The sequence below is a fragment of the Bradyrhizobium sp. 2TAF24 genome (assembly GCF_052115025.1).
GTDB lineage: Bacteria > Pseudomonadota > Alphaproteobacteria > Rhizobiales > Xanthobacteraceae > Bradyrhizobium_A.
The window spans coordinates 45,872-59,461 of the sequence record NZ_JBFRFW010000019.1; the positions used below are offsets into that span (position 1 = coordinate 45,872).

The 13,590-nt window shown below is 66.2% G+C and carries 8 protein-coding genes; 4 read left to right on the forward strand and 4 right to left on the reverse strand.

Annotated elements, in window-relative coordinates; all coding sequences use genetic code 11:
• Positions 1-35: 35 nt before the first annotated feature.
• Positions 36-2,552: an Rne/Rng family ribonuclease gene (locus AB4Z37_RS26140; RefSeq protein WP_441519624.1), complete on the reverse strand. Its 2,517-nt coding sequence runs from the start codon at positions 2,550-2,552 to the stop codon at positions 36-38.
• Between AB4Z37_RS26140 and AB4Z37_RS26145 the strand changes: the two genes are divergently transcribed.
• From AB4Z37_RS26145 to prfB, 4 genes are all read left to right on the forward strand, one after another.
• Positions 2,544-3,302, forward strand: a complete 759-nt coding sequence (locus AB4Z37_RS26145; RefSeq protein ID WP_441519625.1) for a hypothetical protein — start codon at positions 2,544-2,546, stop codon at positions 3,300-3,302. The two genes, AB4Z37_RS26140 and AB4Z37_RS26145, sit on opposite strands and share 9 nt — an antisense overlap.
• A 628-nt stretch (positions 3,303-3,930) precedes the next feature.
• Positions 3,931-5,238: an N-acetylmuramoyl-L-alanine amidase gene (locus tag AB4Z37_RS26150; protein ID WP_441519626.1), complete on the forward strand. Its 1,308-nt coding sequence runs from the start codon at positions 3,931-3,933 to the stop codon at positions 5,236-5,238.
• 126 nt (positions 5,239-5,364) lie between these two features.
• A complete protein-coding gene (locus AB4Z37_RS26155; RefSeq protein WP_441519627.1) occupies positions 5,365-7,854 on the forward strand; it encodes a penicillin-binding protein 1A in 2,490 nt (829 codons plus the stop codon).
• Between the two features lie 77 nt (positions 7,855-7,931).
• A protein-coding gene (gene prfB / locus AB4Z37_RS26160) for a peptide chain release factor 2 (RefSeq protein WP_441519628.1) occupies positions 7,932-9,063 on the forward strand; the annotation gives its coding sequence in 2 pieces (ribosomal slippage) (positions 7,932-8,000 and positions 8,002-9,063; 1,131 coding nt in all).
• 36 nt (positions 9,064-9,099) lie between these two features.
• Here the strand turns inward: prfB and AB4Z37_RS26165 are convergent.
• The 3 genes from AB4Z37_RS26165 to AB4Z37_RS26175 all read right to left on the reverse strand — a co-directional run bounded on the left by AB4Z37_RS26165 (position 9,100) and on the right by AB4Z37_RS26175 (position 13,482).
• Positions 9,100-11,196 (reverse strand): carbamoyltransferase C-terminal domain-containing protein, encoded by a 2,097-nt coding sequence (locus tag AB4Z37_RS26165; protein ID WP_441519629.1) that lies wholly within the window; start codon positions 11,194-11,196, stop codon positions 9,100-9,102.
• Between the two features lie 159 nt (positions 11,197-11,355).
• Positions 11,356-12,717, reverse strand: a complete 1,362-nt coding sequence (locus AB4Z37_RS26170; RefSeq protein ID WP_441519630.1) for a M23 family metallopeptidase — start codon at positions 12,715-12,717, stop codon at positions 11,356-11,358.
• 105 nt (positions 12,718-12,822) lie between these two features.
• On the reverse strand, positions 12,823-13,482 hold the full coding sequence (locus tag AB4Z37_RS26175) for a peroxiredoxin (RefSeq protein WP_441519631.1): 660 nt from the start codon (positions 13,480-13,482) through the stop codon (positions 12,823-12,825).
• Between the last annotated feature and the right edge of the window lie 108 nt (positions 13,483-13,590).

Consider the following 13,590-nt stretch of genomic DNA (forward strand, 5'->3'; position numbering starts at 1 on the left):
AGGCCGGGCGTTTTGTTGTGACGTCGGGGTCCGGCTCAGGCGCCGCCGCCGAAGCGGCGCGACCACCAGCCGGCGCGACGAGGTCCACTGTCGGAGGTGTCCGCCTCCTGGGTTGCTGCGGGAGCCGGCTCATGGGCCACGGGCTCACGGGGGGCGGCTTCATGGGCTTCCGGCGCGGTCGGCTCCGGTTGTGCCGTCACCAGGACTGTTTCAGCGGCCGGAGCCGGGGGCGCGGCCTCGGCCGGCTGGTCGAGGGAGAAGTTCACCTTTTCACGGATGGTCGAGCGGCGCTTGCGCTTGTCGGCGTCCTCCGACGACGGCTCGTCGGCCGCCTCCGCTCTCACCGGCTGGTATGCGGCCGGTTGGGGAGGCTGGTCTGCGATCGGGGCCTCGTGCGCCACAGCGGGAATGGCAGGGGGAGCGTCGAGATCGGCGACGGCTTCGGTCGCCTCTGAGGGAGCCGGCGGCTCGAACTCGTCGGCAATTGCCGCGACCGATCCTTCCAGAGCGCCGTCATGCGTGCCCTCGTTGCCACCGCGTCGGCGGCGTCCACCCCGGCGGCCACGCCGCCGCGGACGGCGGTCGTCGCCCTGATCGCTGCGCGTCTCGAAGCCGTCGCGCTCCTCGCGGTCTTCACGGTCCTCAGCCTCGTCGCCGTCATCCTCGGCAGCGCCGACGTCATCGCCCTCGGCAGCTTCGAACGGCTCGCCCTCTGCGGCGACCGCGCCGGTTTCGTCCTGCTCATCGCCCTGGGCAGTCTGGCTGCGCTCATTGCCACGACCGCGCCGGCGCCGGCGACGGCGACGACGACGGCCGCCACCTTCACCCTCGGCGCCATCTTCGCTGGCCTGGGTCTCGGCAGCGTCATCGCTCTCCTCGCCCTCATCGTCGGCGAAGCCTTCAAGCAGTTCCTCGTCGTCGTAGGGCTCTTCAAGCGCGGGCGGCGCAGCGGCGGCCTGGGCTACCAGCAGGGCCTTGGCCGCTTCGAGCGTGTGCACCTGCTCGCCGCGGTCGATCACGAACGACTGCTGGCCGTTGACGGTCGGATCGGCGATCACCGACAGCGTTACCTTGAAGCTGTTCTCGAGGTCGCGCAGGTGGCCGCGCTTGTGGTTGAGGACGTAAAGCGCCACTTCGGTCCGCGTCCGCACCACCAGATTGTGGGTGGCGCCCTTCATCAGCACCTCTTCGAGGCCGCGCAGCAGCTGCAGCGCGACAGAGGCGACGGAACGCACATGGCCGGTGCCGCCGCAATGCTGGCAGGGCTCGGTCGAGCTCTCCAGCACGCTGGCGCGGATGCGCTGGCGCGACATCTCCAGCAGGCCGAAATGGGAGATGCGGCCGACCTGGATGCGGGCGCGATCATGCCGCAGGCAGTCGCTCAGCTTGCGCTCGACCGAACGGTTGTTGCGCTTCTCGTCCATATCGATGAAGTCGATGACGATCAGCCCAGCGAGGTCGCGCAACCGCAGCTGCCGGGCGATCTCCTCGGCGGCCTCGAGGTTGGTCTTGAGCGCAGTATCCTCGATGTGGTGCTCGCGGGTCGAACGGCCGGAGTTGACGTCGATCGAGACCAGCGCCTCGGTCTGGTTGATGACGATGTAGCCGCCGGACCGCAACTGCACGGTCGGCGAGAACATCGCGTCGAGCTGGCTTTCCACGCCCATCCGCGAGAACAGCGGCTGACCGTCGCGATAGAGCTTCACCGCGCGGGTGTGCGTCGGCATCAGCATCTTCATGAAGTCGCGTGCTTCCTGGTAGCCGGCTTCACCGGCGACCTGAATCTCGTCGATCTCCTTGTTGTAGAGGTCGCGCAGCGAGCGCTTGATCAGCGAGCCTTCTTCGTAAACGAGGTTCGGGGCCTGCGAGCGCAGCGTCAGGTCGCGCACCGTCTCCCACATCCGGATCAGGTATTCGAAGTCGCGCTTGATCTCGGGCTTGGTGCGCGAAGCGCCGGCGGTGCGCAGGATGACGCCCATGCCTTCCGGCACGTCGAGGTCCTGGACCACTTCCTTGAGGCGCGAGCGGTCCTGGGCTGAGGTGATCTTGCGGCTGATGCCGCCGCCACGGGCGGTGTTGGGCATCAGCACCGCGTAGCGTCCCGCAAGCGACAGGTAGGTGGTGAGTGCGGCGCCCTTGTTGCCGCGCTCTTCCTTGACCACCTGCACCAGCATGACCTGGCGGCGCTTGATCACTTCCTGGATCTTGTACTGACGGCGGGGGCGGAAGGCGCGCTCCGGCACTTCCTCCAGCGCATCGTCGCCACCGACGGACTCGACCGTCTCTTCCTCGGTCGCCTCGTCGTCCTCGTCATCCTCCTCGTCGTCGCCATCCTCGGCGTCGTCGTGGGCATGCTCGTGGGCCTCGGTTGGCTCGCCGTGATGGTCGTCGTGATCGTGAGCTTCGTCCGCATGCGGCGCATCGGCGTCGGCGGTCAGCGCGACGGGGGCCTCGTCGCCATGCCCTGCCTCGATCGCCGGGGCATCATGGCTGGCGTCCGTGCCTTCGGCGGCGACGACCACTGGCGCGGCGGCCTCAGCCTGATGGATCACATCGGCATAGCCGTGGATGGGCTCCGCATCGCCATGGGCGTGCGGGGCGTCGTGGTCGTGCTCCTCGTGGTGATCATGCTCGTCATCATGATGGCCATGGTCGTCGTGACCGGAATGATCATGGTGATGGTCGTCGTGCGCGTGTGCCTCGACGTCGCCATGGGCCGCGTGGGGCTCGTCATGGACGTGCTCATGACCATCGTGCTCATGACCGTCATGCTCGAACGCTTGCGGAGCGTTGGCGAGGTCAACGGCCGTGCCTTCGACGATCTCGCTGCGGACGCGCTCGCCATGGCCACGGCGACGCGCACCGCGGTGGCGCGAACGCCTGCGGTTCGGACGGTTCTCCGACTCTTCTTCCGCCTCGCGATGGGCGCGTTCGTCGGCCTCGATCAGCGCCTGCCGGTCGGCGACGGGGATCTGGTAGTAATCGGGATGGATTTCGCTGAAGGCAAGGAAGCCATGCCGGTTGCCGCCGTATTCGATGAAGGCGGCCTGCAGCGACGGTTCGACCCGTGTGACCTTGGCGAGATAGATATTACCGCGGAGCTGCTTGCGCTGGGCCGACTCGAAATCAAACTCTTCGACTCGATTGCCGCGGACCACCACGACCCGGGTTTCTTCCGGATGGGTGGCATCGATCAACATCTTGTTGGGCATCTGAGAACTCTTGGCGGCGGAGCGCGCGTCTGTCGGCCGGCGCAGGGCGCACGGCGGGGTACCGCGACGGTCCACCTGATTCGGGGGTGAGGGGAAGGCCAAAAGGCAACCCGAGGCGCGAGGCCGATCCCGAACGCGTGGCAGGCAGGGGCGCGAACATGTCGCATCGTCCTGGCGCAGTCGCTGCGTGGGAATTCGGCACTGGAGTCTGGCGCATCAAGCGTCGGCCCGTTCTGTACAGGTGCGGCAAGGGGGCCGCAGTAATCATCGCTGGCGGGCCAACGCGGCGCGTATGCGCTCGCCGGCTGTTGCCGATCGCCGCCTTGCGGCTGCGATCACCGATTGCGTGATGCGAACCCCAAGCTCCGAGATCCCTGGGGATCAGAGCCGGGTGGCCACTCGGGCTTGAAACCGAAGGCTTCCGACGGTCGCGCGCTGCGCTGACCGGGGAGGGCTCCGGAAAAGCACGCAAGGCCCTCGAACAAACATACGCATTCGAAGGACCGGCGCTGCACCGGGAGGCTAACGCGACACAACCGGAAGTATATGCCGTCAGCACAAGATACATACGTTGAAGCCGGGGCTCTGGCAAGGGAAGCGTCGCATGCTTGCAACACTCGAGTTGAATCTATCGAGCAGCCCCAGTTCGTTCTTTAAGGGGTGATTAACCCTGCGGTTCTAATCGGATAGTAAGGTCAGCTCGGAGGCTCGGGATTCGGTGGCTAGCCGCGCAAACCAGCATGTTTGGCTTCGGGCGGGCCTTTTGTGCGCCGCAGCGTTGCTGTGCCTTGCCTCCACTGCAAGTCTGGCGGCAGGCGCTCAAGCTTCTCAGCCGACGGTTGCGTCAGCCTATCCCGTCGCCTCAGACGTGCGGATCGCCGGCGATGACAAGCAGACTCGCTTCATCCTCGACCTCGATCGCAGGATTGATGTCCGGGCATTCGCGCTCGCCGACCCCTACCGGATCATTCTGGATGTACCCCAGGTCAGCTTCCAGCTGGCGTCCGGCACCGGCCAGACGGGGCGCGGCCTGATCAAGGCGTTCCGCTACGGTCTGGTGATGCCCGGCGGCTCCAGGATCGTGTTCGATCTGACCGGGCCGGCGCGGATCGAGAAGGCTTTTGTTCTCGATGCCGCCAACGGCCAGCCGTCACGGCTGATCGTGGAACTCGCGGCCACCGACAAGGCGGGCTTCAAGCAGGCCCTGGCAGCAGACGGAACCCCGGCGTTACGCCCGGCGCTCGACGAGCGCACCGGAACCACGGGGGCCGTGGTCGCCGACGCGGCGGGAGGGGATCATGGCGCTGAGGCGCCTGATTCCCGGCCAGTCATTGTCATTGATCCCGGCCATGGCGGCATTGACAACGGCACCATGGCGCCGAGCGGCGAAGCGGAAAAGACATTGGTGCTCGATTTCGCCATGGCGCTGCGGGCGCAGATCGAGAAGACCGGCAAATACCGGGTGGTCATGACCCGCAGCGACGACACCTTCATTCCGCTGGGCGATCGTGTGAAGGTCGCGCGCAACGCCAAGGCGGCCCTGTTCGTGTCGATCCATGCCGATGCGCTGCCGCGCGGCGAGGGGGATGCCCAGGGCGCGACCATCTATACGCTCTCGGACAAAGCCTCCGACGCGGAAGCCGAACGCCTCGCGGAGTCGGAAAACAAGGCCGACGCCATCGCCGGCGTCAACCTGACAGAAGAACCGACCGACGTCGCGGACATCCTGATCGACCTCGCCCAGCGCGAGACCCGCACCTTCTCCAATCGCTTCGCCCGCCTGCTCGCCGGCGAGATGAAGAGCGTGGCGCGCATGCACAAACATCCGCTGAAGTCGGCGGGGTTCAAGGTGCTGAAGGCGCCGGACGTGCCCTCGGTGCTGGTTGAGATCGGCTACGTATCCAACAAGGACGACCTCCAACACCTGGTCTCCGACAGCTGGCGAACCCGGACGGTCGGTTCCGTGGGGCAGGCGATCGAGGCATTCTTCGGCAAGCGGGTGGTATCCTCCGGCTCCGAGCATTGAAAGATCGGCCTTTACGGGTGAAGAGCCCTAGTTTGGCCACAGCCACGGCAGTATAAAAATTTCAACGGACGCCCCCGGAATCGGCCGGGTTTTCAGGCGGGCAGGGATTTCGGGACGGAAGATCGAATGCGATTGCTGCTGCGGTTCATGGGGTTCCTGTTTGCAGCGGGAACAATCGTGTTTCTGGTCGGCGTCGCCGCCGTGGCCGGCCTGATCTGGCATTATTCCAAGGATCTGCCGGACTATTCCCAGCTCCAGGACTATGAGCCGCCGGTGATGACCCGCGTCCACGCCGCCGACGGTGCGCTGCTTGCCGAATACTCCAAGGAGCGGCGTCTCTATTTGCCGATCCAGGCGATCCCCAAGCCGGTGATCAACGCGTTCCTGGCGGCGGAAGACAAGAATTTCTACGAGCACGGCGGCATCGACTTCTCGGGCCTGGCACGCGCCGTGGTGCTCTATGCCCAGAACCTCGGGTCCAACCGCCGGCCGCAAGGCGCCTCCACCATCACCCAGCAGGTCGCCAAGAACTTCCTGCTGACCAACGAGGTGTCGTTCACCCGCAAGATCAAGGAAGCCTTGCTGGCGATGCGCATCGAGCGCGCCTATTCCAAGGACAAGATCCTCGAGCTGTATCTCAACGAGATCTATCTCGGCATGGGCGCCTACGGCGTCGCCGCGGCTTCGCTGGTCTACTTCGACAAGTCGGTCAACGAGCTGACGGTCGCGGAAGCGGCCTACCTCGCGGCGCTGCCGAAGGCGCCGGCGGCGCTGCATCCGGTGCGCAACCGCGACCGCGCCATCGAACGCCGTAATTACGTCATCGATCGCCTGCTGGAAAACGGCTGGATCAAGCAGGCCGACGCGGACAAGGCCCGCAAGGATCAGCTGGTCGTCACCAACCGCGCCAACGCCGCTCATATTTTCGCCGGCGAGTATTTTGCCGAGGAGGTGCGCCGCGACATTCTCGACCGCTATGGCGAGAAGAAGCTGTATGAGGGCGGCTTGTCGGTCCGCACCACGCTCAATCCGACGCTGCAGGTCTCGGCACGCAAGGCGCTGACCGATGGTTTGGTGGCCTACGACGAAGCCCAGGGCTGGCGCGGGGCGGCCAACAAGATCGATGTCTCCGGCGATTGGGGTGTCAAGCTCGCCGAGGTCAAGTCGCTGAACGACATCACGCCGTGGCGCATGGCTGTGGTGCTGGAGACCAGCGACCAGTCGGCGCGAATCGGTTTCCAGCCCGGCCGCGAGCTCGGCGGCGCGGTGCTGAAGGACCGCCGGACTGGATTGATCTCCCTCGATGGCGTGCGCTGGGCGCGGCCGACCTCAGGCCCGACCCGCGGCAAGACGCCGACGGCGGTGTCGCAGGTGCTGTCGCCAGGTGACGTGATCTATGTCGATCCGCTGCTGGCCAAGGACGGCAGCAAGATCGAGGGCCAGTACCGATTGCGCCAGTTGCCGGAGGTGTCCGGCGCGCTGGTGGCGATGGATCCGTCCACCGGACGGGTGCAGGCGATGGTGGGCGGCTTCTCGTTCGACCAGAGCCAGTTCAACCGTGCGACGCAGGCCTACCGGCAGCCCGGTTCGTCGTTCAAGCCGATCGTCTATTCCTCGGCGCTCGACAACGGCTACACGCCCTCGACCGTGGTGATCGACGCGCCGATCGAGATCGACCAAGGCGCCGGCATCGGCATCTGGCGGCCTGAAAACTATTCGACCGGCAAGTACTACGGTCCGACCACGCTGCGCCAGGCGCTGACGAGGTCGCTGAACACCGTGACCGTGCGTCTTGCGCAGGACATCGGCATGCCGCTGATCGGCGAGTATGCCAAGCGCTTCGGCGTCTATGACGAACTGCCGAACTACCTGTCCTATGCGCTCGGCGCCGGCGAAACCACCGTGATGCGGATGGTCACGGCGTATTCGATGTTCGATAATGGCGGCAAGCGCATCAAGCCGACCCTGATCGATCGCATCCAGGATCGTTACGGCCGCACCATCTATCGCCACGACCAGCGCGAATGCCGCGGCTGCGAATCCGACGCCTGGAAAAACCAGGCCGAGCCGACGCTGGTCGACCGCCGCGAGCAGGTGCTCGATCCGATGACGGCGTACCAGATCACCTCGATGATGGAGAACGTGGTGCAGCATGGCACCGCGACGGTGATGAGAGAGGTCGGCAAGCCGATCGCCGGCAAGACCGGCACGACCAACGACGTGAAGGATGTCTGGTTCATCGGATTTTCGCCCGACCTCGTGGTCGGTGTCTATCTGGGGTACGACAAGCCGCGCTCGCTTGGTCGCAAGGCCACCGGCGGCGGTCTGGCGGCGCCTATCGCCCGGGATTTCCTCAAGGTGGCTCTGGCCGACAAGCCCGCGATTCCATTCCGCGTGCCGGCTGGAATCAAGCTGATCCGGGTCGATCCGAAGACGGGAGTCCGGGTCAGCCCTGGCTCGGGCGGCGCGTCGATCCTCGAAGCGTTCAAGCCGGGTACGGCGCCGCCTGACAATTATTCGGTGATTGGCGTGGCGGATGCCGATGGACGGTCAGTGGCGGTGCCGCCCGACGCGGACCGGGCCATCATGCGTCCGGGGACCGGTGGATTGTACTGACGCGGATTGCCATCGCTGGCCCGAGCCGTTAAATCGCACTGGCGCGCCGCCTTCGTGGTGCGCCCTGGATAGAGACTATGCGCCCTGAAATCGAACGGTTAGTCGAAGAGATCAAGCAGTCAGTCGGGCTGCTGAGGAGGCATCTTTGACGTCGATGCATCGACGGCCCGCCTCGCTGAGCTGAACAAGCTCGCTGAAGATCCCGACCTCTGGAACGATCCCCAGAAAGCCCAGAAGCTGATGCAGGAGCGGACCTCGCTTGAGGATCAGCTCGGCGGCATCGGCAAGGTCGAGCGTGAGCTCGACGACCAGATCGGCATGATCGAGCTCGGCGAGGCCGAGGGCGATGAGTCGGTCGTGACCGACGCCGAAGCCGCGCTGCGCGCCCTCAAGAAGGAGGTCGCGCGCCGCGAGCTCGAGGCGCTGCTGTCCGGGGAAGCCGACGCCAACGACAGCTATCTCGAAGTCCATGCCGGTGCCGGCGGCACCGAGAGCCAGGACTGGGCGAACATGCTGCTGCGCATGTACACCCGCTGGGCGGAGCAGCACGGCTACAAGGTCGAGGTGCTGGAAGAGACCGAGGGCGAAGAAGCCGGCATCAAGTCGGCGACCATCCAGATCAAAGGCCATAACGCTTATGGCTGGCTGAAGACCGAGGGCGGCGTGCATCGCCTGGTGCGGATCTCGCCGTTTGATTCCAACGCGCGGCGCCACACCTCGTTTTCGAGCGTTGCGGTGTTTCCGGTCGTCGACGACCGCATCCAGATCGACATCAAGGAAGCGGATGTCCGCGTCGACACCATGCGGTCGGGCGGCGCCGGCGGTCAGCACGTCAACAAGACGGAGTCGGCAGTTCGCCTGACGCACGTTCCGACCGGCATCGCGGTCGTCTGCCAGGCCGGCCGTTCGCAGCACAAGAACCGGGCGCAGGCCTGGGACATGCTGCGCGCGCGCCTCTACGAGATCGAGCTCAAGCGGCGCGAGGCGCAGGCGGCGGCGGACCAGGCGGCGAAGACCGATATCGGCTGGGGCCACCAGATCCGCTCCTACGTGCTGCAGCCCTACCAGATGGTGAAGGACCTGCGCACCGGCGTGCAGACATCGGACACCCAGGGCGTGCTCAACGGCGACCTCGATGAGTTCATGGCCGCGACGCTCGCCCAGAAGGCGTTCGGCACCACGCCGGGCGCGATCGAGGACGTCGACTGAGCGTCACGGCCGGCTCGCCGGTGCCGTCCGCCGGCGCTAGGTCGTGGCCGCCCGTGCCACGCGCTCGGAGAACCACGCCTCGAACCAGCGGGTGAAGCGGCCGCTGTCGCGGTCGCCGCCGTGCCAGGCGGCAAAGGCATGGCCGTCGCTGCCGATCATGATCACCGCGTCGAGACCCTTCGACTTGCGCAAGGTCTCGACCGCCTGTGCCGGGGTCTGCGCGATCGGGCCGGCGACATTGAATGACGTGTTGACCGAAACTTCGACGCCGATACGGCGGCCGAGCGCTTTCAGGTAGGCATGGGTGAGCGGATCATCGGCCTCGCGCACGATCTGCACCCGCCCGGTGCCGTCGGCATGGACGACGGCGGGAATCCGGTCATATGCGTGCGGCTTCGCCTGTGCGGTGAGCACCATGTAGTTGTAGGCGTTGTAGTCGGCGTCTGAGGCGCCGTCCTGCAGGTCGAAGAACGCCAGCGCGGCCTCGCGCGTCGCCATCGGCGCGAGCGGCCGGATCGCTTCGCGATATTTGACGCGCTCGTTCAGGCGTTCGCGCGTGGCCGGGTCGCAGGGGTTGGCGAGGATCGAGCGATGGCCGAGTGCTCGCGGCCCGGTTTCCGCCGGGCCCTGGTAGAGAGCAATGACGCCGCTGTCCGCGACCATGAAGGCCATGAGGTCGGCGATGGCGTCGCGCGCCGAGGCCGTCGCCACCGTGCCGATGCGGCGGGAGGCGATGTCTGGCGCTGCAAGCGCATCGGCGATCTCGTCGGATGAGGGAGACGGTCCACAGTAGAAGGCGTGGCTGATCGGCGCGCCGCGCGCCGCGCCGGCAAGCTGTGCGAAGCGCCAGGCCGCGCCGACGGTGACGCCGGGATCGCCCGGCGTCGGTGGCACCCACAGGTGAAGCTTCGCCTTGCGCTTCTGGTGCGTGACAAACCAGGTCTCGTCGAAATGCTCCAGCAACCGCATGTTGCCGACGGCATTGAGTGCGACGCCGCCGGTCAGCACCAGTTGATGGGCGCCGGTCGTGCGCAGCAGATGATCGACCACGTGCACCATGGCGTCCTCGAACACCATCTGCGTCGCGGCGGCCTTGTCGAGGCGGTCCTGGGTGTCGGGGCGATGATGGATGTCCTCGACCCGCAGCACAGCATCGGGATTCCAAAGGTCGTCCGGCTTCAGCGGCGGGCCCAGCACGTCGATGAGCGCCTGCTCATAGGGATTGTCGAATGGGTCGCGGTACCAGCGCCCCAGCGCACGGTTGAGTTCGACGGTGCCGTTGTCGCCGAGATGCAGCACGTCCTTCAGGCGGCCATAGTAGCGGTTGGTGGCGCGGTTCATGTCGCCCCAGGCCGCCGCGCCCATGTAGCGCCCCTCGCAGGACAGCCAGGTCCAGCCACCCTGGGTCGAGGCGATCACGCTGTAGAACGCGCCGAGGGAGTCGAACACGCTGTCGTTGCAGAACAGCTGCTCCAGCACGCCGTTGCGTGCCCGGTAAAGCGAGATCGAGCCGCGGTCACCTGTGCCGTCGAGCACGGCGATCGCCACCGGCTCCCTGCTGTCGTCGAACGGAGAGGCCGCGGACGAGAACCAGGCGTGGTTGTCGTGGTGCGGCATGCAGATCAGCGGCAGCCGTTCGCTGAGGCCGAGCTGGCGGCCAAGAAGTTTGGGCGAGCGCGTCATCTGCTCGAGCCGGCGGCCGTCGAAACCGGCCGCGCTGGTGGTGCTCAGCAGGCGAAAGCTGCCGGGGGCTTCCTCCAGCACCGAACGGATCAGCGTTCCGGCGAGTGCCGGATAGTCCCAGGAGGTCAGCCAGGCCGCGATGTCGTCGAGGTCGCGGCCGAGACCGCGCAGCGTCGCCACCATGGCGTCGATCGACAGCCGTGGATACTCCGTGGAGTGCTTGATCCCGGAGAAGCGTTCTTCCTCGTTGTTGACGATCAGGCGCGGGCCGCGCGCGGCGGTGACCTCGACGAGGGCGACGCCGGAATTGTGGGTGCCCGGCAGGCCGAGACCGGCGAGATACACGGTTTCGCCGCGGGCGAGCCGTTCACGGACGAGCTGCAGTCGCTGCCGTGCGAAGCCGGAGTCGGGCGCATGGAAGCCCGCAGCCCGCATCAGCTGCGCGCTCAACCAGCGAGCCGCATGAAAGCCGGCCTTTCCCAGAAGGGGATGCCGGGGACCGATGCGTGTCTCAACCAGAATGCGAGCTCCGCAAACGACAAATAGCGCCGCCCGCACAAAACATGTTTCGGCAGGCCGGACAAGCCGCGAGGCGGGAGGACGGAGAGCTCAGCTCGAGCCGAGCCGGACGCCGGCCCGCAGGAACTTCTGCGGGTCGACTGCATCGCCGTCGATGCGGGTCTCGTAGTGCAGGTGGGGGCCAGTCGAGCGGCCGGTCGAGCCCACGGCGCCGATGATCTGGCCGATCTTGATGATGTCGCCGACCTTGACCTTGATGTCAGAGAGATGGCCGTAGCGGGTGGCGAGCCCATTGCCATGGTCGATCTCGATCATCCGGCCGTAGCCGCCGCTCCAGCCGGCACTCTCGACCCGGCCATTGGCGGTGGCGCGAACAGGGTCGCCCATCGACGCGCGGAAATCGAGCCCGGTGTGCATCGCCGGACGGCCGAGGAAGGGGTCGGTGCGAACCCCGAAACCGGAGGAGAACTCGACCTCGCCGAGCACCGGCTTGCGGTATGGCACGAGCGACAGGGTCCGGTTGAGCCGGTCGATCTGTGCCCGCGTGATGCTGATCCGGTAGAGCTGGCGGTCGAAGGTGTCGGCATCCTTCGAGGGCGGTTTGACAGGAACGAACGGGCCGCCGATTCCGCCCTTGGGGGTTGCGCCCTGCATCTGGTTGAGGTCGAGCCCGAGGTCGGTGAAGACGCCGCGCATGCGGCGAATCCGCCCCTCATACTGGTCTTCCACGGCATTGAGGGTCGCAAGCTGGCGGGTTTCGACCTGATCGAGCGAGGTCTGCAGGCGCACCAAGGCGGTGTCGAGGCCCTGGACCTTGGCGAACTGGGCTGGCTGAGCCGCGACCGTCGGCGGCGTGCGGGATTCGAGCCGCGCCTCACGGTCGGGCGGAGCGACGAATATCACCGTGTCGTTGATCGGCGACGGCTTCGGAATCGCCGAGAGACCGCCATCGGTCGCCGCGCCCCGTGCTGGCGGTTTGATCGAACCGGTAACGGAGACGTCGGGCAGGGCGTTCATCGCCGCTGCCCGGGACTCCAGCGCCGACTGGCGGCGCACGATCTGGTCGAGCTTCTGGTCGAACTGCTCCTGGTCCAGCAACTGCCGGCTGGTGGTGCGATCGAGCCGCGCCCGCAGTTCAGCGATCCGGTCCTCATAGGCATACTGCATCGAGGCCTGCCGGGCGATCAGCCGGGTCAGCACGTCGTCGCGAAAGGCGAAATAGGTGGCGGTGGCTGCCGACCAGGCACCCATCACCGTGACGGTGCCGACCACGATCCAGAACACCACGGGTCCGATCCGCACCTGCTTGCCGGCATGGGCAATGGTGTAGCTGCTGCGGCTGGACGCCTGGGGGGCCGGGGAATGAAGCGGAGCGGGGCGGCGGACATGGGGCCGCGCGTGGTCGTGCGGATGAGACGAATGGTCAGTCTGGCGGTTCGATCGGTACGACATCGGCACTCCCGGAACCCGCCACGGACTCATATGCGGCGGGTCTCTACTCCCGGGGGGCGATTTGACCTGGGCATGGTTAATATTCGGACAATGAGCGTGCTCGATTTAGAGCGCGCGGACCGCCTCCAGCACCGCGTCGGCATGGCCGTCGACCTTGACGTTGCGCCAGACGCGCAAGATTTGACCGCTCCCGTCAATCAGAACTGTTGTACGAAGAATCCCAAGGAAGGTCCTGCCATACATCGATTTTTCGCCCCAGGCGCCATACGCGGTCAGCATCTCCTTTTGCTCGTCTGATACAAGAGGTGTTTTTAATTTGTGTTTGTTTTTAAAGGAGTCTTGAGCTTTCACGGTGTCGCCGGAGACGCCGATGACATCGGTGCCGTGAGCAGCGAACTCTCCGGCGAGACGGGTAAAGTCCATGGCCTCGCGGGTGCAGCCCGGAGTGTCGGCGCGCGGGTAGAAAAACAGCACCAGGTTGCGTCCGGCGTAATCCCTGAGGGACAGGCGCTGGCCGCCGTCGCGTGGCAGGTCGAAGCCGGGAGCCGCCTGGCCTTCGACCAGCGGGATCGCTTTGGTCACCGAGGACGCCGATATGGACTTGGTGGCGGGTTTCCCCGCCGCGGCAGCCTTCTTCGTCGTGGTTGCACGCGTGACGGCCTTCGCACTCGACTTGGGCGCGACCTTCGCCGTCGCCCTGGTCGTGGTCCGGGAGCGCGCGGCTGAGCCCAGTTTCGATGTTTTCTTGCGCGTTTCCTGAGACATACGCCTTCCTTTCGTCGCTTTCGACGGGTCTTTAAATCGCATCCGATTCCTCCGGCGGTGGGCTGGAGCTTGTCGTCGGTCGCGGTGCAAATCTGGCGGCCGAAGGGT